Origin of the sequence: Micromonospora krabiensis (genome assembly GCF_900091425.1) — a bacterium.
GTDB classification, from domain to species: Bacteria; Actinomycetota; Actinomycetes; order Mycobacteriales; family Micromonosporaceae; genus Micromonospora; species Micromonospora krabiensis.
In genome coordinates, this window is sequence record NZ_LT598496.1 from 5,990,108 (window position 1) to 6,015,291 (window position 25,184).

The 25,184-nt window shown below is 74.4% G+C and carries 21 protein-coding genes; 15 read left to right on the forward strand and 6 right to left on the reverse strand.

From position 1 onward, the window contains the following. Positions 1-15: 15 nt before the first annotated feature. The 3 genes from GA0070620_RS27515 to GA0070620_RS27525 all read right to left on the reverse strand — a co-directional run bounded on the left by GA0070620_RS27515 (position 16) and on the right by GA0070620_RS27525 (position 3,435). A complete protein-coding gene (locus GA0070620_RS27515) occupies positions 16-1,674 on the reverse strand; it encodes a sodium:solute symporter family protein (protein ID WP_091595619.1) in 1,659 nt (552 codons plus the stop codon). A gap of 218 nt (positions 1,675-1,892) precedes the next feature. Then, positions 1,893-2,801, reverse strand: coding sequence for a hypothetical protein (locus tag GA0070620_RS34345; protein ID WP_091595621.1), 909 nt, complete (start codon positions 2,799-2,801; stop codon positions 1,893-1,895). 13 nt (positions 2,802-2,814) lie between these two features. After that, complete coding sequence (locus tag GA0070620_RS27525) at positions 2,815-3,435, reverse strand: hypothetical protein (RefSeq protein WP_091595623.1); 621 nt, start codon at positions 3,433-3,435, stop codon at positions 2,815-2,817. A 492-nt stretch (positions 3,436-3,927) separates the two neighbouring features. Between GA0070620_RS27525 and GA0070620_RS27530 the strand changes: the two genes are divergently transcribed. The 7 genes from GA0070620_RS27530 (at position 3,928) to GA0070620_RS27560 (ending at position 12,602) form a co-directional block, all read left to right on the forward strand. Next, a complete protein-coding gene (locus GA0070620_RS27530; protein WP_091595625.1) occupies positions 3,928-6,438 on the forward strand; it encodes a sensor histidine kinase in 2,511 nt (836 codons plus the stop codon). Beyond that, positions 6,438-6,860: a roadblock/LC7 domain-containing protein gene (locus GA0070620_RS27535; protein WP_091595627.1), complete on the forward strand. Its 423-nt coding sequence runs from the start codon at positions 6,438-6,440 to the stop codon at positions 6,858-6,860. Before GA0070620_RS27530 ends, GA0070620_RS27535 begins: the two co-directional genes overlap by 1 nt. Further along, on the forward strand, positions 6,850-7,236 hold the full coding sequence (locus tag GA0070620_RS27540; RefSeq protein WP_091599453.1) for a DUF742 domain-containing protein: 387 nt from the start codon (positions 6,850-6,852) through the stop codon (positions 7,234-7,236). The genes GA0070620_RS27535 and GA0070620_RS27540 overlap by 11 nt, the downstream gene beginning before the upstream one ends. Continuing rightward, a complete protein-coding gene (locus tag GA0070620_RS27545) occupies positions 7,217-7,828 on the forward strand; it encodes a GTP-binding protein (RefSeq protein ID WP_091595629.1) in 612 nt (203 codons plus the stop codon). Before GA0070620_RS27540 ends, GA0070620_RS27545 begins: the two co-directional genes overlap by 20 nt. 122 nt (positions 7,829-7,950) lie before the next feature. Beyond that, positions 7,951-8,988, forward strand: a complete 1,038-nt coding sequence (locus tag GA0070620_RS27550) for a lactonase family protein (protein WP_091595631.1) — start codon at positions 7,951-7,953, stop codon at positions 8,986-8,988. 154 nt (positions 8,989-9,142) lie between these two features. Next, positions 9,143-10,900, forward strand: a complete 1,758-nt coding sequence (locus GA0070620_RS27555) for a substrate-binding domain-containing protein (protein WP_091599456.1) — start codon at positions 9,143-9,145, stop codon at positions 10,898-10,900. A gap of 217 nt (positions 10,901-11,117) precedes the next feature. Continuing rightward, on the forward strand, positions 11,118-12,602 hold the full coding sequence (locus tag GA0070620_RS27560) for a sugar transferase (protein ID WP_091595633.1): 1,485 nt from the start codon (positions 11,118-11,120) through the stop codon (positions 12,600-12,602). Between the two features lie 6 nt (positions 12,603-12,608). On the opposite strand, the gene GA0070620_RS27565 is transcribed toward GA0070620_RS27560, so the two are convergent. Next, complete coding sequence (locus tag GA0070620_RS27565) at positions 12,609-13,739, reverse strand: PP2C family protein-serine/threonine phosphatase (RefSeq protein WP_091595635.1); 1,131 nt, start codon at positions 13,737-13,739, stop codon at positions 12,609-12,611. A gap of 57 nt (positions 13,740-13,796) precedes the next feature. Between GA0070620_RS27565 and GA0070620_RS27570 the strand changes: the two genes are divergently transcribed. Then, the gene (locus tag GA0070620_RS27570; protein ID WP_231921991.1) at positions 13,797-14,366 is read left to right on the forward strand and encodes a MarR family winged helix-turn-helix transcriptional regulator; all 570 of its coding nucleotides are present in this window, start codon (positions 13,797-13,799) and stop codon (positions 14,364-14,366) included. Here the strand turns inward: GA0070620_RS27570 and GA0070620_RS27575 are convergent, their stop codons facing one another. Both GA0070620_RS27575 and GA0070620_RS27580 read right to left on the reverse strand, forming a co-directional pair. Next, complete coding sequence (locus tag GA0070620_RS27575) at positions 14,367-16,025, reverse strand: PP2C family protein-serine/threonine phosphatase (protein WP_091595637.1); 1,659 nt, start codon at positions 16,023-16,025, stop codon at positions 14,367-14,369. 135 nt (positions 16,026-16,160) lie between these two features. Further along, the gene (locus GA0070620_RS27580; protein WP_172836511.1) at positions 16,161-17,399 is read right to left on the reverse strand and encodes an ROK family protein; all 1,239 of its coding nucleotides are present in this window, start codon (positions 17,397-17,399) and stop codon (positions 16,161-16,163) included. Positions 17,400-17,474: 75 nt separating this feature from the next. Between GA0070620_RS27580 and xylA the strand changes: the two genes are divergently transcribed. The 7 genes from xylA (at position 17,475) to GA0070620_RS27615 (ending at position 25,166) form a co-directional block, all read left to right on the forward strand. Next, positions 17,475-18,662: a xylose isomerase gene (gene xylA / locus GA0070620_RS27585; protein ID WP_091595641.1), complete on the forward strand. Its 1,188-nt coding sequence runs from the start codon at positions 17,475-17,477 to the stop codon at positions 18,660-18,662. A 10-nt stretch (positions 18,663-18,672) separates the two neighbouring features. Beyond that, the gene (gene xylB, locus GA0070620_RS27590) at positions 18,673-20,124 is read left to right on the forward strand and encodes a xylulokinase (RefSeq protein WP_091595643.1); all 1,452 of its coding nucleotides are present in this window, start codon (positions 18,673-18,675) and stop codon (positions 20,122-20,124) included. A 242-nt stretch (positions 20,125-20,366) separates the two neighbouring features. Further along, a complete protein-coding gene (locus tag GA0070620_RS27595; protein ID WP_091595645.1) occupies positions 20,367-20,795 on the forward strand; it encodes a hypothetical protein in 429 nt (142 codons plus the stop codon). A 64-nt stretch (positions 20,796-20,859) separates the two neighbouring features. Continuing rightward, the gene (locus tag GA0070620_RS27600; RefSeq protein WP_157741717.1) at positions 20,860-21,738 is read left to right on the forward strand and encodes a hypothetical protein; all 879 of its coding nucleotides are present in this window, start codon (positions 20,860-20,862) and stop codon (positions 21,736-21,738) included. Continuing rightward, complete coding sequence (locus tag GA0070620_RS27605) at positions 21,735-23,300, forward strand: peptidoglycan-binding domain-containing protein (protein ID WP_091595649.1); 1,566 nt, start codon at positions 21,735-21,737, stop codon at positions 23,298-23,300. The genes GA0070620_RS27600 and GA0070620_RS27605 overlap by 4 nt, the downstream gene beginning before the upstream one ends. Next, the gene (locus tag GA0070620_RS27610) at positions 23,297-23,980 is read left to right on the forward strand and encodes an ABC transporter ATP-binding protein (RefSeq protein ID WP_091595651.1); all 684 of its coding nucleotides are present in this window, start codon (positions 23,297-23,299) and stop codon (positions 23,978-23,980) included. The genes GA0070620_RS27605 and GA0070620_RS27610 overlap by 4 nt, the downstream gene beginning before the upstream one ends. Beyond that, on the forward strand, positions 23,973-25,166 hold the full coding sequence (locus GA0070620_RS27615) for an ABC transporter permease (RefSeq protein ID WP_091595653.1): 1,194 nt from the start codon (positions 23,973-23,975) through the stop codon (positions 25,164-25,166). Before GA0070620_RS27610 ends, GA0070620_RS27615 begins: the two co-directional genes overlap by 8 nt. Positions 25,167-25,184: the final 18 nt, after the last annotated feature.

The following is a 25,184-nucleotide window of genomic DNA, read 5'->3' on the forward strand; positions in this document are numbered from 1 at the left end:
CTCGCGATTCCCTTCCTAGAAGACCGGGATGTAGAAGACGATGGCGAGCGCCACGGCGATCACGCCGAGCAGCACGGGCGAGCGGTACCAGGCCTGGTCCCCGGCGAGCACGTCGGCCTTCAGGTCGATGCCGCCGGTGCCGTAGACCAGCCCGCGCAGGTCCTCGTCGCGCTTCGGCGCGGTCAGCGGGGTGATGATCGCGGCGACCACGGCCACCGTGGCGAAGGCGAGCCCCGCGCCCCAGAAGCTCTCCTCCAGGTCGGAGTTGAAGTGGATCACCCCGCCCTTGTAGAGGAGGTAGGTCCCGATCGCCACCACGGTGCCGGAGAGCAACGACCAGAAACCGGCCAGCGCGGTCATCCGCTTCCAGAACATGCCGATGATGAAGGTGCCGAAGAGCGGGGCGTTGAACACCGAGAAGAGGGCCTGGATGTAGTTCATGATGTTGCTGAACCCGGCCGCGATGAAGGCGGTGCCGATGCCGATCACGACGGCCGCGACGGTGGCGTACCGGCCGATGCGGATGTAGTACTCGTCGGACCGGTCGCGGCGGACGTACGCCTGCCAGATGTCGTACGTGAAGACCGTGTTGAACCCGCTGACGTTCGCCGCCATGCCGGCCATGAACGAGGCCACCAGGCCGGTGACCGCGACGCCGAGCACCCCGTTGGGCAGCAGGTCGCGCATGAGCAGGGGAATGGCGTTGTTGTAGACCAGGTCGCCCTGGTCGGCGCCGAGCCCCTTCACGGTGATCAGGGCGATCAGACCGGGGATCACGGTCACCGCCGGGATCAGCAGCTTGGGGTACGCGGCGATGATCGGCGTACGCCGGGCCGCGCTCATGTTCTTGGCCGACAGCGCGCGCTGCACCTCGGCGAAGTTCGTCGTCCAGTAGCCGAAGGACAGGACGAAGCCGAGGCCGAAGACGATGCCGAACCAGTGCGCCCCGAGCGGGTTGGCCGTGCTGCCGGTGTCCTGCCAGGCGTGCAGGCCCGCCTCGCCGAGGCGCGACTCGCGGACCGCGTCCATCAGCCCGGAGACCCCGCCGACCTTCACCAGGCCGATGACGGTGATCGGGATGAGGCCGGCGAGGATGACGAAGAACTGGAGCACCTCGTTGTAGATGGCGCCGGAGAGACCACCGATGGTGATGTAGACCAGCACGATCGCCGCGCCGATGATGATCGCGACCCAGAGCGGCCAGCCGAGCAGCGCCTGCATGATCAGAGCGAGCGCGTAGAGGTTGACGCCGGCGATCAGCACCTGGGCGATGGCGAAGCTGAGCGCGTTCAGCAGGTGGGTCGGGCGGTTGAACCGCAGCCGCAGGTACTCGGGGACGCTGCGCACCTTCGAGCCGTAGTAGAAGGGCATCATCACGATGCCGAGGAAGACCATCGCCGGCACGGCGCCGATCCAGTAGTAGTGGACCGTCATGATCCCGTACTGGGCGCCGTTCGCCGCCATGCCGATGATTTCCAGCGCGCCGAGGTTCGCCGAGACGAAGGCCAGCCCGGTGACCCACGCCGGCAGCGAGCGGCCGGAGAGGAAGAAGTCGACGCTCGTACGGATGGCGCGGCGGGCCGCGAAACCCACACCGAGGACGGTGACGAAGTAGAGCCCCAGGAGGGTGTAGTCGAGGGCGTTCATGTTCAGTCGGAGTCCGCCGCCGTCCATCCCCGTCACCTTTCGTCGCGCCATCACGTGTCCGACGACGCCGGCCTGGTCGCCCGCGCCGCCGTCGCGCTGCGCGCGCCGTATTACCCCGGTTGCGAAATTCCACGCCCGCACGGCGTCACCGGGGCGGTAACGGCCCGATTCACCCCGACCGCCCGGATCGGGGGCAAGCAGGGGCGCCCCGGCCGAGCGGCCGGGGCGCCCCTGGAAGCCCGGTCTCAGCGGCCGAGCACGCGGTCCAGGAAGTCCCGGTACCGGCGGACGGCCATCCGCAGCTCCTCGGTGTCGGCGGCGCCGGCCTCCTGCCAGGCGCCGAGCGTGTTCCGCTGCGCCGTGAGCGCCGCGGAGAGCGCCTCGATCGCCTCCTCGACCATCGCCTGGGCCTCGGCGGCCGCGGCACGCGGGTCGTCCACGAACCGGAGCTGGACGTCCCGCCAGCGGTCCCGGAAGCTCTGGGCGGTGTCCGCGTCGAACAGGCTCGCCGGCTCGGCGGCCACCGTCGAACCGGCGGGACGCGAGGTGCCCGCGGCGGTCAGCGAGCCCGGCGCGCCGGCCGCACCGGCGCCGGCCGCTCCGGCGAGGGCCGGGTCGGCGTCGGGCGCGGCCGCGTCCGGGTCGACCATCCGCGGGGCGGCGCTGCCGTAGGCCGCCGCGTCGACGGCGCCGCCGCGGTCCGCGCTCGCCGTTCCCCGGTCACCGTCGTGCAGTTCGGCGGTCGGGTCGGCGCGAAGCCCCTCCCGCGGGCCCTCCTCGGCGCCGTCGCCCGGCCGAGCCGTCCACTCCTCCCGGGGGTCCGGCTCGTCCTCCGGGCGAGGGCTGGCCAGGGCGGAGGCGGCGACCGCGCCGCCGACGCTGGGGGCGCCGAGCGCGCTCGGCAGCGGGGCCGGCTCGTGGAAGCCGCCCTCGTCGGCGTCCCGCTCGGCCGTCCGGGTGATTCGTGCGTCGTCGTCCCGTTCGGCGTCGGCGCGTTCTCCGGTGACCGCCGGGTCGTCGAACGTGCCCCGGTCGTCGAGGGCGTCCTCCGGCACGTCCGCCCGACCGGCCCGGTCGCCGTTCGGCACCGGGACGGGGGCGGACCGGACGGCCTCGCGGTGGTCGTTGCTCGCGTGCTGCTCTTCCTGGCGCATCGCGGTGGCCTCCTCAGCGGCTCGTGACGTCGTGGGGCGTGTCCGGGCGGTCCGACTCCTCGGTCGGGTCCGGTTGGCGCTGCTCCGGCGGGCGGTGCCTCACCGGGTCGGCGCCGAGCAGGTCGGCGAAGAGCGCGCGGTAGTGCACGACGGCCTGCCGCAGATCCTCCGTGCCGGCCTCACCCCGGCTGTTGCGCAGGTGGATCTCGTGGGCGTCCCGGTAGTGGCTCAGCGTGCGGGCGTGCTCGACGGAGAGGTGGGCAAGCTGGTCGGAGAAGTCCCCGGTGGGGTAGCCCCGTTCCGCGATGAGGCGCGTGACCAGTTCGTCCGCGTCGCCCACGGTCTCCGCCGGTGAGTCCACGAAACGGACCTGGAGTTCCTCCCAGGCCGCGGCGTAGCGCGCCCGGGACTCGCGGTCGAGCGGGGTGAGCGTGAGCTCGGCGTGGCGGCGCTCGCGCTCCCGTAGCTCCCGCTCGGCGGCGGTGCGGCTGTCCTGCTCGGCGACCGTACGGTCGTACTCGGGCCCGAACCGGCTCCGCAGCGACCGGCGGCGGGCCAGCGTCCACCCGGCGACGGCCAGCGCCGCGACGACCAGGACCACGATGACGATGACGACTATCTGCGTGGGCGACATGGCTCCTCCTTCGCCACCGGTATTCCCTCGGCTCACTGATCGCCAATCCCCATCCGGGGCACTTTCCTGCGCGATCCGTCCCGACCGGGTCGCCGGAGGCGCGTGGGTGCGTCACCGCCACGGCCCGGAAAACTGGATCAACTCCAGAGAAGGGTGGTCGGCGGGGTGGTCCGCCGGCGAGCGCGGAGTCGACGCCCGGGCGGGTCCCGGCGGCGCTCCGGGCGGTGCGGCACGGCGTCCTCGTCAACGTTCGATCGACCAGCTCCGGGCGGCTCGTCGGTCACCGCCGGCGGGCCCACGGCTGGTGACGGGGTCCACACCGGAGAGTCGCGGTAGTCGCAACGGGCGGTAGTGCATCCGCCCGGGATTACGTATCCTGCCCAAGGCGCCCGTGCCGGTGCCCGGCGCCAGGTGTCGGGACGCTGCCCCCGGTGGGAGCGCTCGCCCGGCCGTCGCCGGCGCCGCTCCTGCCACACGTCCGGGCGAGGTCTGATGAGAACGCGCGACTGGCCGATCCGCTCGAAGCTGACCGCACTGGTGATCGTGCCGGTAACGGCTCTGCTCGCGCTGTGGATCTTCGCCACGACGCTCACCTTCGGGCCGGCCCTCGATCTGCTCGCCGCCCGCACCTACCTCTACGACCTCGGCCGGCCCGGTGAGGCCGTCGTCGCCGAGCTCCAGCGCGAACGCCGGCTGACCGTGGTGCAGCTCGCCGGCACCACGGCGCTGCCCGCCTTGGCCGAGCAACGGCAACGGACCGACCGGGCCGTCCAGGAGCTGCGCAGCCGGGTCGACGGCGAGGAGCTGCGGGACGCCGCCGACGCCGCGCTGGAGTCGCGGATCGACCGGTTGGTGGAGGGCCTGGACGCGCTGCCGGCCGGGCGGGAGTTCATCGACCAGCGCAAGATGGACCGGGCCGGTGCCTTCGGCCTCTACAGTGGAGTGATCTCGTCGGCGTTCCAGGCCTTCACGGGGATGGCGGCGCTGCCGGAGCCCGACCTCAACCGGGAGGCCCTCGCCCTGACCGCTCTGGGCCGCTCGCGGGAGCTGCTCGGCCAGGCCGACACCCTGTTGGCCGGCGCGCTCACCGCCGGACGGTTCGGCGAGGGCGAGCACACCCGACTCGTCCAGATCATCGGCAACCAGCGGCTGCTCGCCGAGGACGCGGTGGCCGATCTGCCCGCCGCCGACCGGACGGCGTACCAGCGGCTCACCGAGGGTCAGGCGTTCGCCCGGCTGCGCACCATGCAGGACACCCTGCTCGCCGCCGACCGCTCGGCGTCGCCGCCGGTCGACCCGGCCGCCTGGCAGGCCAGCTACGACGCGGCCCAGCAGGAGCTTCGCGAGTTCGAGCTCGCGGCGGCCGACGGACTGGCCGACCGGTCGGTGCCCACGGCCGTCCGCGTCCTCGTGCGACTGGCCGCCGCCGGCCTGCTCGGGTTGATCGCCGTCGTGGCGTCGGTGCTGGTGGCGGTGCAGGTCGGCCGCTCGCTGGCCCGCCGGCTCAGCGGCGTACGCACGGCGGCGCAGGACCTGGCCGAGCAGCGGCTGCCCGACGTGGTGACGCGGCTGCGCCGGGGCGAGCACGTCGACGTGGCGCGTGAGGCGCCGCCACTGGAGTACGGCAACGACGAGATCGGCCAGGTGGGCCGCGCCTTCACGGAGGTGCAGCGGACGGCGATCCAGTCGGCTGTGGACGAGGTCACCCTGCGGCGTGGGCTCAACGAGGTGTTCCTCAACATCGCCCGGCGCAGCCAGGGCCTCGTGCACCGCCAACTCGCCCTGCTCGACCGGATGGAGCGCGGCACCGAGGACCCGGACGAGCTGGCGGAGCTGTTCCAGGTGGACCACCTCGCCACCCGGCTCCGCCGGCACGCGGAGGACCTGGTCATCCTCGCGGGCGCGGCTCCCGGCCGGGGTTGGCGCAACCCGGTCGCGATGGTCGACCTGGCCCGTGGGGCGATCTCCGAGGTCGAGGCGTACGACCGGGTCGACATCACGACCGTGCAGCCGGCGGGGGTGCTGGGCCGAGCGGTCGGCGACGTGATCCACCTGCTCGCCGAGCTGATCGAGAACGCCACCGCGTTCTCGCCGCCCGCCACCCGGGTCGTCATCACCGGGCAGCGGGTCGCCAACGGTTACGCCCTGGAGATCACCGACCAGGGTCTGGGCATGTCGGAGGCGGCGATCGAGGCCGCCAACCGCAGGCTGACCCGATCGCCGGAGTTCGACCCGGCGGAGAGCGCGCGGCTCGGCCTGTTCGTGGTCGCCCGGCTGGCGGCCCGGCACGGGGTGAAGGTGAGTCTGCGCCGGTCCGAGCCGACCGGCGTGATCGCCGTGGTGCTCGTACCCGGCGATCTGATCACCGACGAGCCGGCGCCGCTGGGCCTGGACCTGCCGGCCGGTCGCGGGCCGGCCCGGCCGGACCGGCGGCTGGCCCGGGGTGCGCGACGGAGCACGGTGCCACGGCCACGGGCCGCTGCCGCCGGCCGGGGCGCGACGGGCCACCCGGCCGTCGGTGGGTCCGCGGTCGCGAACGGCACGGTCGAGCCGAACGGCACCGGCGCCGGGCGGGGGCGTCCGGACGCCGCCGGCGCGGACGTCCCGGCCGGCTCGGAGGTCGCCGGCGAGATCGACGGCCTGCCCCGGCGGGTCCGGCGACGGACCCCGGGCACGGGGGCCGCCCGGCCGACGATCGCCGACCAGCCGACGCCCCGGGCCCCCGAGGAGGTACGCCGGATCATGTCCGCCCTGCAGTCCGGCACCGCCCGGGGCCGCCAGGCCGCCGAGGAGGCAGGCCCCACCCCGCCCCCCGCCGCGCGGGCCAACGGTGCGGTCCCGGCCAACGGCCCGGACGCGAACGGCGCGGTCCCGAGCAGCGGCGGTGGGACCGGCGGCGCCGACGCCGAGGGCGGGGTTGCGCCCGCCGGTGACGATTCCATCCGGCCGCCCGATGCCCCGGCGGCCACCGAACCATCGACCGAGACCGAGAGGGATGCCTAGTGCGGCAATCGACGAAGCAGAGCGCCGATCTCGACTGGCTGCTCGACGAGTTGGTGGAGCGTGTACCAGCCGCCCGCCAGGCGGTGGTGCTGTCGGCGGACGGCCTGTTGCTGGGCGCCACCAGCGATCTGGACCGGGCCGACGCCGAGCACCTCTGCGCTCTGGCCTCCGGCTTCGCCAGCCTGGCGCGCGGCGCGAGCCGGCACGTCGACGGTGGGCCGGTGCGGCAGACCGTGGTGGAGATGGAGTCGGCGTACCTCTTCGTGACGGCCGCCGGGCAGGGCGCCTGCCTCGCCGTGGTGAGCGACGCGGACGCGGACATCGGTCTGGTCGCGTACGAGATGGCGATGCTCGTCATCCGGGTGGGTGAGAATCTGAGCGCCCCGGCCCGACCGACATCCGGTGGCGTCGATGCGGAGTGAGCCTCCCGGACCCCAGCACGAGTGGTTGGACGGGGACGCCGGCCCGGTCGTACGTCCCTACACGCTGACCGGTGGCCGGGTGCGCTCGGCGGTGGACGGGTTCGACCTGGTGGCGTTCGTCCTGGCGGGGCCGGCGGGGGCGGCCGGGGCCGACCCGCACCTCCCGCCGGAGCACCGGCGCCTGGTCGAGCTGGCCCACCGACCGGTGCCCGTCGCCGAGTTGGCCGCGGAGCTGGACCTCGCGGTCGGCGTGGTGCGGGTGCTGCTCGGTGACCTGCTGGCCCGGGGTCTGGTCGCGGTGCACGAGCCGCCGGCCGCCCACCTTCCGCACGACGACATCCTCAAGGCGGTGGTCAGTGGACTCCGTGCGCTTTGACCGGGCGGGCACCGGAGGCGCCGGCCGCGGGATCCCGCTGGCCCTGAAGATCCTCGTCGCCGGCGGCTTCGGCGCCGGCAAGACGACGCTGGTGAGCGCGTTGAGCGAGGTCCGACCGTTGCAGACGGAGGAGATCCTCAGCGGCGCCGGGGTCGCCACCGACGACCTCTCGGGGGTGGAGACGAAGTCGACCACCACGGTGGCGATGGACTTCGGCCGGATCACCATCAACGAGGACCTCCAGCTCTACCTCTTCGGGACGCCGGGGCAGGACCGGTTCTGGTTCCTCTGGGACGAGCTGGCCTTCGGTGCGCTGGGCGCGGTGGTCCTCGCGGACACCCGCCGGCTGGCGGACTGTTTCCCCTCCATCGACTACTTCGAGCAGCGGGGCATCCCGTTCGTGGTCGGCGTGAACTGCTTCGACGGCTCCCGCCGGTTCGACCTGGAGACCGTACGGCGGGCTCTGGACCTCGACCCGGACGTGCCGCTGGTGCTGTGCGACGCCCGGGACCGGCAGTCCGGCAAGCTCGTGCTGATCTCGCTCGTGGAGCACGTGGCGCGCCAGCGTGGGGAGCCGGTGCCGGCCGCCTGACCCCGCACCCGGGACCGCCCGCGCCGTCGCCGAAATCACCGCGCACCGGGAGGGCTAACCGCGGCGCGACGCGGGAAACCTCTGGTTGGATCTGACGGAGGAGTCGCGGAGGGGCGGTACGGGTGAGCGGTCGGGGCGAGGTCGTCCACATCGGGTGCTACACGGCGCACAGCGGCGGGCGCGGGACGGGAATCATGGCGGCCCGGCGGGACCCGGAGTCCGGAGCACTCACGCTGCTGGGCACCGTCGCGGTCACCGCGTCGCCGTCCTTCCTGGCCCGGCACCCGACCCGGCCCGTCCTGTACGCGGTCAACGAGCTTCCGGCCGGCGGCGTGGGCGCGTGGCGGGTCGGCGCTGACGGTGACCTGGAGCCGCTGGGCAGCCGGCCCACCGGTGGCGCCGAGCCGTGTCACCTGGCCGTGGTTCCGGACGGCGGACACCTCGTGGCCGCCAACTACGGCGGAGGGAGCGTGGCGGTCTTCCCGCTCGACGGGGAGGGTGCGCCGGGGGAGCGCAGCGACCTGGTGGTCCACGAGGGGCACGGCCCGGACCCGGACCGGCAGGAGCGGGCGCACGCCCACATGGTCAACCCGTCCCCGGGCCGGGGGCCGCTGCTCGCCGTCGACCTCGGCACCGACTCGGTCTACCGCTACGACCTGGACGCGGCCTCGGGCCGGCTGGTGCCGCGGGCGCCGCGGGTCCGGACGCCGGCCGGTACGGGCCCCCGGCACCTGGCCCGGCACCCCGACGGTCGCCGGGGTTACCTGGTCGGTGAGCTGGACGGCACGGTCATCGGCTACGAGCTGACCGCCGACGGGTCCCTGCACCAGCGCAGCCGGGTGAACGCGAGCGGGCGGTCCGGCCACGTACAGCCGTCCGAGGTCGCGGTGGGCGCGGACGGTCGGTTCCTCTACGTCGCCAACCGGGGGATCGGCACGGTCGCGGTCTTCGACCTGGGCGGGGATCAGCCGGAGCTGGTCGCCGAGGTGGACACCGATGGTGAGTGGCCGCGGCACTTCGCGTTGATCGGCGAGCATCTGTACGTCGCGGACGAGCGGGCCGACATGATCCGCGTCTTCCGGGTCGACCCGGGGACGGGTGTGCCGCGGCCGGTCGGCGAGCCGGTGGTGGTGCCGAGCCCCACCTGCGTCCTCGCCTGAGCCGTTCGTCGGCGACGTCGATCGATGGTTTCGGCCACGCGACGAGGCTGTGTGATGACACAGCGTTGCCAAATAGCGATCAACTGTATCTCCTCGGTAACTTTCGTCCGAACGGTTGTGGCAGTCGTCCGGTCGGGTACGCAAGATGGTCTCCGTGTCATCGGGCCGCCATCGCATGCGTTCAAAAATTCGTGGAGTCGCCGCCGCCGCTTCGGCGACGGCGCTCGTCGTCGTCGCGGCGGGTTCCTGGTTCGGTTATCGGGAGTTGGTGAAACCGTCCTGCTCCGGTGAGATCGAGCTTTCCGTGGCGGTGGCCTCCGAACTCGCGCCGGCCGTGGACGCCGCCGCCTCGAAGTGGGTCGAGGACGGCGCGGCCGTCGGCGGCACCTGCATCGCGGTGAACGTCTCGGCCTCCGACCCGGTGGACGTCGCCGCGGTGGTCGCCGCCAAGCACGGCGCGATCCTGGCCGGCGTGGGCCAGGCGAGCGGCACCGCGGTCACCCCGGACGTCTGGATCCCGGACTCCTCCACCTGGCTGCTGCGGTTGAAGAAGGAGGCGACCGCGTTCGCGCCGACCAACGGCGCGTCGGTCGCCCGCAGCCCGGTGGTCGTGGCGATGCCGGTCCCGGTGGCCGATCGGATCGGCTGGCCGGAGACGAAGCTCGGCTGGGCCGACCTGCTCAAGCAGGTGAACAGCAGCAAGCCGCTGCGCACCGGGATCGTCGAGCCGACGCGGGACGCGGCCGGGCTCTCCGGCCTGATGTCGCTGACGGCCGCGGCCAGTTCGGTCGGCGGTGACGCCCAGGGGAACACGGTCGGGGCGCTGCGCGCGCTCGCCACCGGGCGGTCCGCGCTGCGCAACGACCTGCTGGCCCGCTTCCCGACCGCCAACGACCCCACGGCCATCGCCAGTGGCCTCGGCGCCGCGGCACTGTCCGAAGAGGACGTGATCGCGTACAACAGCAAGAAGCCGCCGGTGGAGCTGGCCGCGCTCTACCTGGAGCCGGCGCCCGCGCCGCTCGACTACCCGTACGCGGTGCTGCCCGGCATCGAGCCGGCCAAGGCGTCCGCGGCGCGGGTGCTGTTCGAGGTGCTCACCACCGCCGGGTTCCGGGACCGGCTCGCCGCCGTGTCGCTGCGCGCGCCGGACGGCAACTGGGGTGCGGGGTTCAAGGCGCCGCAGGGCGCGCCGAGCCCGGCGGGTGGCCCGCCCACGGCGGCGGCGGACGGTGGCACGGCGGCCGGCGGGCTCGACCCGGTGGCGATCGACCGGGTGGTGTCCAGTTGGTCCATCGCCACCCAGACCGGCCGGATGCTCGCCGTCATCGACGTCTCCGGCTCGATGAAGGACGAGGTGCCGACGGCCAACAACCGCAGCCGCGAGGAGGTCACGGTCGAGGCGGCCCGGCGCGGTCTCGGTCTCTTCGACGACTCGTGGCAGATCGGCCTGTGGACCTTCTCCACGAACCTGGTGGGGAGCCGCGACTACAAGGAACTCGTGCCGATCGGCCCGCTCTCGGGCCAGCGCGGCAAGCTGGAGGGCGCGCTGAGCGGCATCCGGCCGTCGGACGGCAACACCGGCCTCTACGACACGATGCTGGCCGCCTACAAGACGGTGCAGGAGGACTGGCAGCCCGGCCGGGTCAACTCGATCGTGCTGTTCACCGACGGCAAGAACGAGGACGACAACGGCATCTCGCAGCAGCAGCTGCTGTCTCAGCTGAAGCGCCTCGCCGACCCGGAGCGGCCGGTGCAGGTCATCATCATCGGTATCGGTGAGGGCGTCAGCAAGGCCGAGCTCGACTCGATCGTCAAGGTCACCGGCGGCGGCAGCTTCGTCACCAAGAACCCGACCGAGATCGGCAACATCTTCCTCAAGGCCATCGCGTTGCGGCCGCCGGCCCCACGCTGACTGACTGGCTAGTCAGGATGGGCCCGTCGTACGGCTGAAGCCGTACGCCGGGCCCATTCTCGTACGCGCGGCGCTCCGTAAAAGTGACGGCAATACGTCGGAAGTAATCGGTAGCCATAGTTGGCGGGGCAGGATGTCGACGTGTTCCGGCGTCGTCGGTCCGCACCCCCGACCGAGCGTGGGCCGGGGCCGTCCCGGGACGAAGTGGGAGGGGCCGGTGACCTCGGCGACGCTGTTGAGCCCAGTCAGGACGACGCCTGGCCCGGAGTCCGGCCCGGCCGGATCGCCGGCCCGCGCCGACGAGCGGGCCTACATCCGGGTGCTGGTGGTGCTCGACACCGCCGTGCTGACCGTCGCGCTGCTGGCCGGTTACCTGGCCCGCTTCGGCGACGGCCGGGCGAGCGGCTCGGAGATCTCGTACGTGCTGGTCGCCCCCGCGCTGCTGGTCGCCTGGCTGGTCTCGCTCAAGGCGCTCGGCTGCTACGACGACCGGGTGATCGGCTACGGCGCCGACGAGTACCGCCGGGTCGGCACGGCGAGCCTGCGGCTGGCCGGCGGCATCGCCATCCTCGGCTACGTCGCCGACGTGAACGTCTCCCGGGGCTTCCTCGCGATCTCCTTCGCGATCGGCACGATCGGTCTGGAGGCGACCCGGTTCGCCGCCCGCAAGCGGCTGCACCGGGCCCGCTCCCGGGGCATCGGCTGGTCCCGCCGGGTCCTGGTCGTCGGCGAGGCCGCGCACGTGCTGGAACTCGTGCTCACCCTGCGCCGGGAGCCGTACGCCGGCTACCACGTGGTCGGAGCCTGCATCCCCGACGCGCTGCTGGCACCGGTCGCGCAGCGGCTCGGTGACGTGCCGGTGGTCGGCTCGCTGCGCGGCATTCCCGAGGCCGCCGAGGCGGTCGGGGCGGACACCATCGCCGTCACCGCGTCCGGCGAGCTGACCGCCACCCGGCTGCGTCGGCTCGGCTGGCAGCTGGAGGGCACCGGCATCGACCTGGTGGTGGCGCCGGCGCTCACCGACGTCGCCGGCCCCCGCATCCACACCCGGCCGGTCGCCGGCCTGCCGCTGATCCACGTCGAGGCGCCCGAGTTCCGCGGTGCCCGCAAGCTGGTCAAGGGCTTCGTCGACCGGGCCACCGCGACGGTCGCGCTGACCGCGCTGCTGCCCGTCCTGGCGTTCCTCGCGCTGGCCATCCGCCTGGACAGCCGGGGGCCGGTCTTCTTCCGGCAGACCCGCGTCGGCCGGGGCGGGCTGGAGTTCGGCGTGTGGAAGTTCCGCACGATGGTGGTCAACGCGGACGAACTCCTGGCCGAGCTGGTCAGCCGCAACGAGACCGACGGCCTGATGTTCAAGATGCGCGACGACCCGCGGATCACCCGGGTCGGACGGGTGCTGCGCAAGTGGTCGCTCGACGAGTTGCCCCAGCTGGTCAACGTGCTGCTCGGGCAGATGAGCCTGGTCGGCCCCCGTCCGCCGCTGCCGTCCGAGGTGGCCCGCTACGACGGGGACGTGGCCCGGCGACTGCTCGTCAAGCCGGGCATGACCGGGCTGTGGCAGGTCAGCGGCCGCTCCGACCTGAGCTGGGAGGACGGCATCCGGCTCGACCTCTACTACGTGGAGAACTGGTCGCTCGCCGCCGACCTGACCATCCTGTGGAAGACGTTCGGCGCGGTCGTCAACAGCCGCGGAGCGTACTGAGCCGCGTCAGGGCTGCGGGCCGGTCCAGTCCAGGCAGACGACCACGGCGTCGTCGATGAGGTCGCCGGCCACGTAGGCGCGCAGGTCACCGAGGACGGACCGGACCGCGTCCAGGGGGTCCATCGGCCCGGTCCGGCGCAGGAACCGTTCCAGCGCCGAGACGCCGTACGGGACGTCCTGTGCGGTCGCGTCGACGACCCCGTCGCTGACCACGAAGAGCCGGTCGCCCCGCCGCAGTGGGAACCGTTGCGGGCGGTAGTCGGTCGCCTCGAACATGCCCAGTGGGAACTGGTCCTCCAACGGCTGCTCGGTGACCTCCCCCTCGCGCAGCCGCAGCAGCCGGGGCGAGCCGGCGTCCACCACCGTCATCATCCCGCTGGCCAGGTCCAGCTCCATGAGCAGGGCGGCGACGTGCTGGCTGCCCCGGTGCAGGTCGTAGATCGCCTGGTCGGCGAGGGACGCCTGGTCGGCAAGGGACAGGCCGGCCCGGCGGGCGTTGCGCAGGGCGCTGGTGGCCAGCGCGGTCAGCATCGACGCGGCGACCCCCTCACCCATCCCGTTGATGGTCGCCAGCCAGAGCCGGTTCCCGTCGTCGGACCAGTCGAAGCTGTCGCCCCGCACCGCGTACGCCGGCTCCAGCTGCCCGGCCAGGCGGAACGCCGGCCGGGTCCGGCTGCGGCCGGGCAGCAGCTCCCACTGCATCTCGGCGGCGAGGGTCAGCCGGCGGCTGCGCCGGGCCGACCGGTAGACGTCGGTGCCGGCGGAGACGGCGGCCAGCTCGTGGGCCAGCGCGGTGGCGATCTGGGCGAGATCCTCGAGGACGGCGTGGTCGTCCGGGACCGGGGCCACCCGCAGGACGCCCCGCCGCTCGCCGCGCATGGTGACGGGCAGGTACCCGGTCACCCCGCTGAGCACCGGCTCCTGGTGGTCGAAGCAGCGCCAGGCCGGGTGGCCGGGCCCGGTGACCGGCTCATCGCCGTGCAGCGGCAGCAGCTCGGCGAGCCGGTAGTCGACCTGGAGCAGCTCGGTGTCGTCGATCCCGTACGACCGGGCCAGGACGTCGGCGATCCGCTCGACCAACAGGTCGGCGGGCGCCCCGTTCAGGGTCTGTCGTGCCCGGTTGACCGGTTCGCTCATGCCCGCTCCTTGATCGCAAGCTCAACCAGGACATCTTCGGAGTACTCTCGGGCCACCATGGCCGAACTGCACGGTCCACCGGACCCTGAGACGAGTATCGCCGCCGCCCTCGACACGGCGGCGGGTGCCCTGCTGACCGTGTGGGAGGCGGCGCGGGAGCGGACCACCAGCCGCGTCTCCGGCGCCCAGCTGCGCGCCATCATGGTGGTCGACCAGCACGACGGGATCAACCTCCGTCGGCTGGCGAGCCGCCTCGACATGCTGCTCAGTTCGGCCAGCAGGCTCTGCGACCGACTGGTGGCCGCCGGGATGCTCGAACGGGAGCCGGGCCGGCTCGACCGCCGGGAGATCTCGCTGCACCTCACGCAGGAGGCGCGTCGCCTCCTGGTGGAGCTGCGCGAGGACCGGCGGGAACAGCTCGCCCGCATCCTCGCCGGCATGACGCCGCAGGGGCGGGAGGCGCTGCTGCTCGGGATGCGCGAGTTCGACGAGACCGCGCGGCGGCAGGAGGCCCGGTCCGCGCCGGTGGAGCCGGTGCCCGTCCGGCCGGACGTGATCGACGGCAGCCAGATCCCGACCCGCCTGGACTGGCCGGCGGGCGAGCCGCCGGTGGCCCGTACGGCCTGATCAGTCGCCTTCCGCGGGGGCGAGGGCGAGCATCGCCACGTCGTCGTCGCCCCGCCCGGCCAGCCACTCGTCCACCAGCCGCAGCAGCCGGTCGACGAGCGCGGCGGCGGTCAGCCCGGCCGAGCCGGCGAGCGCGGCCGACAGGCGTGCCTCGCCGAGCGGCCCCCCGTCCGGTCCGTCACCGTACGCCCTGGTCACCCCGTCGGTGTGGGCCAGCAGCACTTCGCCGGGAGCGAGCCGTACCTCCGTCTCGACGAACCGCGCGTCGGGCAGCGCCCCCACCGGCATCCCGCCGACGGGGACCGGCCTGACGACGCCGTCGGCCCGGAGCACCAGCGGGGCCGGGTGCCCACCGCCGGCGATCCGGACGCGCAGACCGCCCCCCGGCAGCGGCTCCGCCGTGCCGAGCAGCAGGCTGGTGAACTGGCTGCGCCGGGCGGCGTCGGGCGCGTCGAGCAGGGCCTGGTTGAGCAGCCGCAGCAGCTCCCGTGGGCGCTGTTCCACCAGGCGCAGGGTCCGCAACGACTGGCGTACGCGGCCGGTGAGCACGGCGGCGCCGACGCCCCGACCGCTCACGTCGCCGATGGCGAACGTCGCGCCCCGACCGGTGGGCAGGACGTCGTAGAAGTCGCCCCCGATCCGCAGGCTGTCGCCGGTGGCCCGGTAGCCGCCGGCGACCGCGAGCCCCGGGAGGGTCGGCAGCTCCGGCGGGAGCAGGCTGTGCTGGAGCACCCGCGCGAGGTGCGTCTGCTCACCGTAGAGCTCGGCGGTCGCCAGCGCCGCGCCCGCCCGGGCGGCGAACTCGTGACCCAGCTCGACGTCGCGGCCGTCGAAGGCCGCCCGCCCCGCCCGGCGGACGAGCAGCAGGGTGGCGCGCGGGCCGGCGGCACCGGGCATCGGGCTGACCAGCACCGCGCCGGGCGCGAAGCCGGTGGGCAGCAGCGGGGCCAGGGCGGCCAGGTCGGCGGGGCTCCACCGCTCGGGCCCCGACGGCGGCCCACCGGCCAGCGCGTCGGCGAGCCCCGGGAGGGCGGCGGCCAGCTCGGCCGAGGCGACGCCGTCGACCGGATCCGGGTCGCCGTCGGTGTACCGGTGCCAGCGCGGGACCGGCGTGGCCGGTGGGGCGGGACGGTGGACCACGATCGCGGCGTCGGCCAGGTAGGGCACGGCGAGCGTGACGGTGGCGCGCAGCGTCCGGTCCCGGTCCAGCGAGAGCGCCAGCCGGCTGCCGGCCCGGGCCAGGAAGGACGTGCGGGACCGCTCGGCCAGCAGGGCGTCGTCGCGGACGCACTCCTCGGTGACGTCGCGGACGTACCAGGCGTGCCCGCCGCCGGTCAGGTCGCGGCGAGCGCCGCGGAGCCGCCGCCCGCGGTGCTCGCCGTCGAAGTCACCCGCGCCGGCCCGCACCGCCCGGGCCAGGGCCGCCACCGGACTCCGGGCCAGCTCGGCGCCGGGCCGCAGCTCCGGGAGCAGTTCGCCGGCCATCGCGTTGACGAGGGTGACCAGGCCGGCGCCGTCGGTCGTGACGACGGCCTCGGCCAGGCCGTCCAGAAGTTCACGGGTCAGCCCCGGGTCGGCCGGTGCGGATCGCCGGGCCGGTGGGTGAGGCGCCGCGTCGTCGACCGGGTCGGCCGTGCCGTCCCGACGAGTCGCGGTCATCGCCGCCGGTCGCCGGTGACCCCGGTCCGTCGCCCTGTCCGCATCGCCGCTCCCGCACCTCCGCCCGGCATCGTTGCCTGCCGGCAAGCGTACCGACGGGTGCCACCACCGGCGCAGGGGCGCGGTGGGTGGGGCTCAGGCCGTGCGGGCCAGCCAGCCGGCCGGTCGGGCGATGATCCGGCGGACCACCGAGCCGGCCGCGCCCACCGCGGCGGCGTCGGCGCCGAGCGTCGCCGACCGCACCGTGACCGGCGACCAGGCGGCGGTCAGCACCCGACGGGAGATCTCGGTGAGCACCGGCGGCCCCAGCCAGGGCGTGAGCGGGGCGTAGCCGCCGCCGAGGACCACGGTGTCGAGGTCGAGCAGGTTCACCACGCCGGCGACGGCCACCCCGAGCGCGGTGCCGGCGTCCTGCAGCGCGCGGAGCGCCTCGGCGGTGCCGGCCTCGGCCAGCTCGGCCAGCCGTGCCGCGGCGGTGTCCGCGGGCAGGTCCGCCCCGATCAGGCCGGCGGCGGCCAGGATCGCCTCCTGGCCGGCGTACTGCTCCAGGCACCCCCGGCCGCCGCACCGGCACGGGCGACCCTCGGGGCGGACCGGCATGTGCCCGATCTCGCCGCTCCAGCCCCGGACGCCGCGGAAGAGGGCGCCGTCGAGCACGATCCCGGCGCCGATGCCGACCTCGCCGGAGATGTGCAGGAAGCTCGTCGGCCCGCCCGGGTCCGCGTGCAGCTCGCCGAGCGCGGCCAGATTGGCCTCGTTGTCGACCACCAGCGGCGGTACGCCCTCGACCGGCTCGGTGAGCGGCGGATGCGCGGCGAGCAGCGCCGGCACCGGCACGTCGCGCCAGCCGAGGTTCGGCGCGAGCCGGACGAGCCCGGCGTCGTCCACCAGCCCGGGCACGGCGAGCGCCGCGCCGGCCAGGGTGAGGCCCTGCTCCGCCGCGTCGGCCCGGGCCCGCCCGGTCAGCTCGACCAGCCGGGCGAGCGCGTCGGCGGGGGCGACGGGCCGCAGGTCGGCCCGGTGCACGGTGTGGTGCCGTACCTGCCCGGCCAGGTCCACCACGCAGACGGCCAGGTAGTCGACGTTGATCTCCAGGCCGAGGCCGGCGGGGCCGTCGCCGGCCAGCACCAGCCCCCGGGCGGGTCGGCCGGCGCCGGCGCGCGGCGCGGGGTCGGCCTCGGTGACCAGTCGGCCGCTGATGAGGTCCTCGACGACCGCGGAGACGGTGGCTCGGGTGAGGCCGGTCTCGGCGGCCAGGTCGGCCCGCGAGGGCGCGCGCTCGGCGGCGGCGATGCGGCCGAGCACCACAGCGAGGTTCAGCTCGCGCAGGCTGCCTTGGCGGACGGCCGAGGCGGGAGCGGTGGCAGGTGACACCCCTTGACAGTGCCACAGGTCAGGCAAATAATTCAATCGCTGAACAAAATAATGGACCACACCCCGGAGGTTGCCATGGCACCCCGTCCCACCCCCGCCGACAAGTTCTCCTTCGGGCTCTGGACCGTGGGCTGGTCGGCCCGCGACCCGTTCGGCGACGCCACCCGCCCCGACCTGGACCCGGTCGAGTCGGTGCACCGGCTCGCCGAGCTCGGCGCGTACGGCGTCACCTTCCACGACGACGACCTGATCCCGTTCGGCGTCGACGCGGCCACCCGCGACCAGCACATCGCCCGATTCCGCAAGGCCCTCGACGAGACCGGCCTGGTCGTGCCGATGGTCACCACCAACCTCTTCACCCACCCTGTCTTCAAGGACGGCGGCTTCACCAGCAACGACCGCGACGTCCGGCGCTACGCGCTGCGCAAGGTGCTGCGCAACGTCGACCTGGCCGCCGAGCTGGGGGCCAAGACCTTCGTGATGTGGGGCGGCCGGGAGGGCTCCGAGTACGACGTCGCCAAGGACGTCCGGGCCGCGCTGGAGCGCTACCGCGAGGCCGTCGACCTGCTCACCCAGTACGTCATCGACCGTGGCTACGACCTGCGCTTCGCCCTGGAGCCCAAGCCGAACGAGCCGCGCGGCGACATCCTGCTGCCCACCGTCGGGCACGCGCTGGCCTTCATCTCCACCCTGGCCCACCCCGAGCTGGTCGGCCTCAACCCCGAGGTGGGCCACGAGCAGATGGCCGGGCTCAACTACGCCCACGGCATCGCCCAGGCGCTCTGGCAGGGCAAGCTGTTCCACCTCGACCTCAACGGCCAGCGCGGCATCAAGTACGACCAGGACCTGGTCTTCGGCCACGGTGACCTGATGAACGCGTTCGCGCTGGTCGACCTGCTGGAGAACGGCGGCCCGGGTGGCGGGCCCGCGTACGACGGTCCCCGGCACTTCGACTACAAGCCGTCCCGCACCGAGGACATCGCCGGGGTGTGGGCGTCCGCCGAGGCGAACATGGCGACCTACCTGCTGCTCAAGGAGCGGGCCGCGGCGTTCCGCGCCGACCCGGAGGTGGCCGAGGCGCTCGCCGCCAGCAAGGTGACCGAGCTGGCCACCCCGACGCTGGCCGACGGTGAGAGCTACGCCGACCTGCTGGCCGACCGCTCCGCGTTCGAGGACTTCGACGTGGACGCGACCGCCGCGCGGGGCTTCGGTTTCGTCCGGCTCAACCAGCTCGCCGTCGAGCACCTGCTCGGCGCGCGCTGAGGCGGTCGTCATGCCGCTCGTCGCGGGGGTGGACTCGTCTACCCAGTCGAGCAAGGTGGTGGTCCGTGACGCGGAGAGCGGCGCCCTGGTCCGGCAGGGCCGGGCGCCGCACCCGGACGGCACGGAGGTCGATCCGGCGGCCTGGTGGACGGCGCTGCGGGCGGCGGTCGACGCCGCCGGCGGGCTGTCCGACGTGGTCGCCGTGTCGATCGGTGGTCAGCAGCACGGCATGGTCACGCTGGACGAGGCCGGCGACGTCGTCCGGCCCGCCCTGCTGTGGAACGACACGCGCTCGGCCGACGCCGCCGCCGACCTGGTCGCGGAGGCCGGCGGCGGGGAGACCGGCCGACGCTTCTGGGCCGACGCGGTGGGCAGCGTGCCGGTCGCCAGCTTCACCGCGACCAAGCTGCGGTGGCTGGCCCGGCACGAGCCGGAGCACGCGGCCCGGGTGGCGGCGGTCTGCCTGCCGCACGACTGGCTGACCTGGCGGTTGGCCGGCGCGACCGACCTGGCCGCGTTGCGCACCGACCGGGGTGACGCCAGCGGCACCGGCTACTGGTCGCCGGCCACCGGCGAATACCGGTTCGACCTGCTGGAGCAGGCGTTCGGCCGGCGCCTGCGGGTGCCGACCGTGCTCGGGCCCGCCGACCCGGCGGGGGAGCTGCACCCCGGCGCGCTGTCGACCGACGGCCGGCCGACCGGTCCCGCCGGCGGTGGTGCGCTGCTGGGGCCGGGGACCGGCGACAACGCGGCCGCCGCGCTCGGCGTCGGTGCCGGCCCGGGTGACGTGGTGATCTCGATCGGCACGTCGGGCACGGTGTTCAGCGTCGCCGAGGGTCCGTCCGCGGATGCCAGCGGGATCGTGGCCGGCTTCGCCGACGCCACCGGCCGGTTCCTGCCGCTGGTGTGCACCCTCAACGCGGCCCGGGTGCTCGACGCCGCCGCGTCGATGCTCGGGGTCGGTCTCGATGAATTGGCCGACCTGGCCCTCTCCGCGCCGGCCGGCGCGGACGGGCTGGTCATGGTGCCCTACCTGGAGGGTGAACGGACCCCGAACCGGCCGACCGCCACCGGCGCGGTGCACGGGTTGACCCTGCGCACCGCCACCCCGGCGCACCTGGCCCGGGCGGCCGTCGAGGGCATGCTCTGCGCCCTCGCCGACGGCCTGGACGCGATCGTGGCCCAGGGGGTGACCCCCCGACGGGTGATCCTGGTGGGCGGTGGCGCCCGCTCGGCCGCCGTCCGTCGGATCGCGCCGCAGGTGTTCGGCTGCCCCGTGGTGGTGCCGCCACCCGGCGAGTACGTCGCCGACGGGGCCGCCCGCCAGGCCGCCTGGGTCGCGCTCGGTGGGAAGACGCCGCCGGAGTGGGCGGTCGAGGGCACCGAGGAGTACGCGGCGGAGCCGGTCCCGGCGGTCCGGGAGCGCTACGCCGAGGCCCGCGACCAGGTGATCAACCGCTGAACCGTCTCGTTATCGATCTGCAACGTTAACTGTTGGTCATGAGCCCCCGGTCCGTTCGGCCGGGGGCTCGGCCGTCGGCGCAGCTCGGCGTCCCAGGCGGTGGGCCCGGTCGTGCCTGCTGCATCGAGAACGGTGACTGGCTGCGACCCTCCCCGCCGTCCCACCACCGTGGACGGTCGGGCGGGGCAGCGCGCAGCGCATCCGGCTGATTACCGTTCGGTCACCCAACGGGAGGAGTCGATGTGAAGCGTCTACCGGGAAGGAAACTACGGGCGTCCGTCGCGGCGCTCGCGCTGACGGCCGGCGGGATCGTCGCCGTCCAGGCCGTCGCCGCGCCCGCCCAGGCCGGCTGCTACGAGAGCAACTACGGCTCGCCGGTCCAGGTCTACATCGGTGGCGTCAAGCGCGGTGTGGAGCAGCTGCGTTCGCCGGAGACCTGCAACCGCAACGGCGTCTACTACGGCAAGATCAGCGACACCTACACCGACGGCTCGTGTCTCTCCATCCGCTACTACGACCCCAGCTACGTCGGGACGCAGGGCACCAGCTGCGACTCCGCCGGCTACAACTACACCTTCTGGGACCAGAACGGCAACGTGTGGGCCGACTTCCGCGGCCAGCTCACCGCCACCGGGGCGCTGAGCACCAACTACTACAACGGCGCCTACTGACCTGATCGCTCCGGGTCGGCCCTCCCCGGGCCGGCCCGGCAGCCCAGAACGTGACGGGGTGTGCATGAAAGCGTTCAGGCTCGCGTGTGTGGCCCTGGCGGCCACCGTCGTCGCCGGCTGCTCGTCCGCCGAGCCGGCCACCGACTCCGGCGCCGCCAAACCGGTCGAGGAGGTGATGGCCCAGGCCCTCGACCGGGGCGACGACAACCGGGACGAGACGCTCGCCTACTGGGACCAGGTCAACAGCGCGCTGGTCGGGTGCATGAAGGCGGAGGGTTACGACTACCAGCCCTTCATCGACCAGTGGGCGGTCGACCGGCGGATCGCGCTGGGGCTCAGCCGGGAGCAGTTCGTCCGGCAGTACGGGTACGGGCTGACCACCCTGATCGACTACCTGCCGCCGGGCACCCGGCGGGTCGACCCCAACCGGCGGGCGCTGGCCGGGATGACCTCGGAGCAGGTCGGCGGCTGGCGCGGCCGGCTGGAGCGCTGCCGCCGTGAGGCCGAGGAGCGCTTCGGCCCGGCGCCGAACGTCGCCAACCTGCGGCTCAGCCCCGAACAGTCGGCGCGCAGCGACCGGATCTACGGCGCCGTGGACGCCGACCCCCGCGTCGTCCGCGCGGGCGAGGTGCGACGCACCTGCCTGGAGGAGAAGGGCTTCGACAGCGGTGACGCCCGGTCCCTGCGGCTGGCGAAGGCGGCCGAGAAGTTCCGAGACGGCTTCGAGCGGGCGGTCGCCGAGGCCGACGAGGCCGGCCGGGACAGCGCCGCGCTGCGCCTCTCGGACGTCTTCAGCGGCACGGAACTCGGTGAGCTGAAGAGGCTGCAGGAGCGGGAGATCGCCGAGGCGCGGCAGACCGAGCCCTGCCAGTGGCCCTACGACGACCTCTACAAGCAGGTCTACCGGGAGTACCTGGACAAGGCGTTGGCCGGTGAGCTGTGACGGGGACGGCGCTCCGCGGGCTGTGGGGCCGGCTGGCGGCACGCGGTCGGGCCGCCCGCCCACGGCGTCCCGGCGCGCTGTCGACGCTGCTGGCGGTCGCGGTCCTGGCGGCGGCGGTCGGCTGGTGGGCGGGCCGCTCCATCCAGTCGCCGGTGGAGGCCGCCCAGCACGCCGCGCCGCCCGAGGCCGGTGCCATCACCGTGCCCGTGGAGCGGCGGGTCATCGCCACCTCCGTCGTCGTCCGCGGCATGCTCGGGTTCGCCGAGCCGCAGGCGTTGACGGTGGACACCGATCTCGGTGACGGCCGGCTCGGCAAGCTGGTGGTCACCGGCCGCGTACCCAGGCCCGGCGTGAGCCTGGACGAGGGGGACGTGGCGCTCCAGGTGTCCGGTCGGCCGGTGATCCTGTTGGACGGCGCCATCCCGATGTACCGCGCGCTGGCGCCCGGCAGCACCGGTCCGGACGTCCGACAGCTGGAGCGCGCGCTGGCCCGCCTGGGCCACTTCACCGGCCTGCCGGACGACACGTTCGACGCGCGGACCTCGGCCGGCGTGGACCGTCTCTACCGGGCCGCCGGATACCCGCCCGTCGGGCCGACCGCGGAGCAGGAGCAGCAACTCGCGGCGGCACGCGAGCGCGTCGCGGCCGCCGAGGCCGCCGTCGACACCGCCCGGGCGGCGCTGCGGACGGCGCGGCAGGGGCCGTCGGCGGCGGAGCTCAGCGTGGCCCGGGCCCGGGTCCGCAGTGCCGAGGCCGACGTCGAGGCGGCGACGCGGGAGCGGGACGCGGCGATCGCCGAGGGCGCGCCGCCCGCCACGATCGGTCGGCTCGACGCCGAGGTGGAGGCGGCCCGCGTGACGCTGGAGCTGGCCCGGGCCGATCTGGCCGAGTTGGCCGGGTCCGCCGACGCGGGCGCGGCGGAGGCGGCGGTCGCGGCCGCGGTCCGACGTCAGGACGAGGCGCGCGGCGCGCTGACCCGGTTGCGGTCGACCGTCGGGTCGCGGGTGCCCCGGGGTGAGGTGGCCTTCGTCCCCGCGCTGCCCCGACGGGTGGACAAGGTGGAGACGGCCCTGGGGCGCGAGGCGAACGGCACGGTGATGAGCCTGACGGCCGCCGCTTTGGAGGTGACCAGCGCGGTTTCCGGGGAGGAGCGGGGCCTGCTCACGGTGGGGCAGCGGGCCCAGCTCGACGAGGGTGACGGCGTCGCGACCTTCAGCGGCGAGGTCTCCCACGTGGCCGACAAGCCGGGCACGGGCGAGGCCTCCGAGGGGCAGTACGAGATCCGCATCAGGCCGGTCGGCGCCGTGCCCGCGGAGCTGCACGGCCGCGACGTACGCATCCGCGTGCCCATCTCCAGCACCGATGGTGCGGTGCTCGCCGTGCCGCTGGCCGCGCTGGTCACGGACGCCTCCGGGGCGGCCCGGGTCCGCGTGTCGGGTCCGGCGGGTGGCCGCGACGTGCCGGTGACCGTGGGGCTGTCGTCGGGCGGGTTCGCCGAGGTGCGGGCCACGGGCGGGGACCTCGCCGAGGGCGACCTCGTCGTCGTCGGTGCGCGGTCGTGACCCCCCTGGTCGAGCTGCGCGGCGCCGGTCGCGTCTATCCCGCCGTCCGGCCGGTGACCGCGTTGCGACCCACGGACCTGGTGGTTCGGGCCGGCGAGTGGGTCGCGATCACCGGCCGCTCCGGGTCGGGCAAGTCGACGCTGTTGCAGATCCTCGGTCTGCTCGACCGACCCACCTCGGGCTCCTACCTGCTGGATGGGGAGGACGTGTCCGCCCTGTCCGACCGGGCGCGCACCCGGCTGCGCGCCTCGCGGATCGGTTTCGTGTTCCAGAGCTTCCACCTGATGCCCCACCGGTCGGCGCTGGAGAACGTCATGGTCGCCCTGCTCTACCACGGTTGTCCGCGCCGCCTGCGGGCCGCGCGGGCGGCCGAGGCGCTGGACCGCGTCGGTCTCGCCGACCGGGCCCGGGCGATGCCGACGACGATGTCCGGCGGCGAGCGGCAGCGGGTGGCCGTGGCCCGCGCGCTCTCCATCCGCCCGCAGCTGCTCCTCGCCGACGAGCCGACCGGGAATCTCGACTCGGCGACGGCGGAGGAGGTGCTGTCCCTCTTCGTGCGGTTGAACGACGAGGGACAGACCGTGCTCATGGTCACCCACGACGGGCAGGTCGCGGCCCGGGCACGGCGGCGCGTCGAGATCGTCGACGGTACGGTTCGCGAGGTGCCGACCGATGCGTGACCTGGTCGCCGAGGCCCTGGCCGGCATCCGCGCCCGGGTGCACCGCACGCTGCTCACCGCCCTGGGTGTGGTGGTGGGCATCGCCGCGCTGGTCGCGACGCTCGGTCTCGCCACCACCGCGGGCGCCCGCATCGTGTCGCACTTCGACGAGCTCGCCGCGACCTCCGTCACCGTCCTGCCGGCCAACGACGGTGGCCCGGAGCGGGCACAGAGCCCGATTCCCTGGGACGCTCCGCGACGTGTCGAGCGGCTGAACGGGGTGGTGGCCGCCGGGACGATGAGCACGCTGGACCTGCCCGGCACACCCGTCCGGGCGACCACCGTCGTGGATCCGCTCGCCAGCGACGTCACCCAGCCGCCGCTGGTGTCGGCCTCGCCGGAACTCCTCCCCGCCGTCCGGGGGAGGCTTCTCTCCGGCCGTTGGTACGACCAGGGGCACAGCGACCGGCGCGACCCCGTCGTGGTGCTCGGCGCTCGGCTGGCCGCCCGACTGCACCTGGCCGACGTGAGCCAGGCGCCGGCCGTGTTCGTCGGGGACCGCGCGTTCACCGTGATCGGCGTGCTGGCCACCGTGGAGCGCGCGCCGAGCCTGCTCGACGCCGTGATCCTGCCGGACGGCACGGCTCGCGCCCGGTTCGGCCTCGTCTCGCCGCTCTCCGTCGTGGTGGAGACGGCCGTCGGGGCGGCGGCGTCGGTCGCCGGCCAGGCCCCGCTCGCCCTCGCACCGCAGCAACCGGAGGCGCTGGTGGCACAGCGCCCGCCCGAGCCGGCCGCCACCCGGGCGAAGGTCGCCGCCGACACCCAGGCCCTGTTCCTGGTGCTCGCGGCGGTCACGCTGGCGATCGGCGCGGTCGGCATCGCCAACACGATGCTGGTGTCCGTGCTGCAGCGGGTGGGGGAGATCGGCCTGCGCCGCAGTCTCGGCGCGACCCGCGGCTCCGTCGCCCTGCTGTTCATGCTGGAGTCGGCGCTGGTCGGGCTGTTCGGCGGCGTCCTGGGTGCGGCGCTCGGCGTCCTGACCGTGGTCGGGGTCGGTTACCTGCGGCAGTGGACGCCGGTCATGGAACCGTGGTTGACACCGGGCGCCGCGCTCCTGGGGGCCGTGGTGGGGCTCGTGGCCGGGATCTACCCCGCCTGGCGGGCGTCCCGGATCGAACCGGTGGCCGCGTTGCGGACCGACGGCTGAGCCACCCCGGCCACGCAC

What these genes read in the sequence shown, in the direction of transcription:
- GA0070620_RS27530 (WP_091595625.1), top strand. Translation starts at nt 3,928, where the DNA reads ATGAGAACGCGCGACTGGCCGATCCGCTCGAAGCTGACCGCACTGGTG.
- GA0070620_RS27525 (WP_091595623.1), bottom strand. Translation starts at nt 3,435, where the DNA reads ATGTCGCCCACGCAGATAGTCGTCATCGTCATCGTGGTCCTGGTCGTC.
- GA0070620_RS27615 (WP_091595653.1), top strand. Translation starts at nt 23,973, where the DNA reads ATGCGTGACCTGGTCGCCGAGGCCCTGGCCGGCATCCGCGCCCGGGTG.
- xylA (WP_091595641.1), top strand. Translation starts at nt 17,475, where the DNA reads ATGGCACCCCGTCCCACCCCCGCCGACAAGTTCTCCTTCGGGCTCTGG.
- xylB (WP_091595643.1), top strand. Translation starts at nt 18,673, where the DNA reads ATGCCGCTCGTCGCGGGGGTGGACTCGTCTACCCAGTCGAGCAAGGTG.
- GA0070620_RS27575 (WP_091595637.1), bottom strand. Translation starts at nt 16,025, where the DNA reads ATGACCGCGACTCGTCGGGACGGCACGGCCGACCCGGTCGACGACGCG.
- GA0070620_RS34345 (WP_091595621.1), bottom strand. Translation starts at nt 2,801, where the DNA reads ATGCGCCAGGAAGAGCAGCACGCGAGCAACGACCACCGCGAGGCCGTC.
- GA0070620_RS27540 (WP_091599453.1), top strand. Translation starts at nt 6,850, where the DNA reads ATGCGGAGTGAGCCTCCCGGACCCCAGCACGAGTGGTTGGACGGGGAC.
- GA0070620_RS27600 (WP_157741717.1), top strand. Translation starts at nt 20,860, where the DNA reads ATGAAAGCGTTCAGGCTCGCGTGTGTGGCCCTGGCGGCCACCGTCGTC.
- GA0070620_RS27515 (WP_091595619.1), bottom strand. Translation starts at nt 1,674, where the DNA reads ATGGACGGCGGCGGACTCCGACTGAACATGAACGCCCTCGACTACACC.
- GA0070620_RS27570 (WP_231921991.1), top strand. Translation starts at nt 13,797, where the DNA reads ATGGCCGAACTGCACGGTCCACCGGACCCTGAGACGAGTATCGCCGCC.
- GA0070620_RS27565 (WP_091595635.1), bottom strand. Translation starts at nt 13,739, where the DNA reads ATGAGCGAACCGGTCAACCGGGCACGACAGACCCTGAACGGGGCGCCC.